This window comes from Pseudescherichia sp. AS216 (assembly GCF_037152055.1).
Taxonomy (GTDB): domain Bacteria; phylum Pseudomonadota; class Gammaproteobacteria; order Enterobacterales; family Enterobacteriaceae; genus Pseudescherichia.
The window spans coordinates 1-243 of record NZ_JBBCMV010000042.1; the positions used below are offsets into that span (position 1 = coordinate 1).

Annotated in this window: 1 rRNA gene; it reads left to right on the forward strand. The window is 56.8% G+C overall.

The annotated features are described in order from the left end of the window. Positions 1-243, forward strand: a 16S ribosomal RNA gene (locus tag WFN61_RS21025); the annotation flags it as partial.

A 243-nucleotide genomic window follows, 5' to 3' on the forward strand; every position in this document is an offset into this window, starting at 1 on the left:
CGGGAGGCAGCAGTGGGGAATATTGCACAATGGGCGCAAGCCTGATGCAGCCATGCCGCGTGTATGAAGAAGGCCTTCGGGTTGTAAAGTACTTTCAGCGGGGAGGAAGGCGATACGGTTAATAACCGTGTCGATTGACGTTACCCGCAGAAGAAGCACCGGCTAACTCCGTGCCAGCAGCCGCGGTAATACGGAGGGTGCAAGCGTTAATCGGAATTACTGGGCGTAAAGCGCACGCAGGCG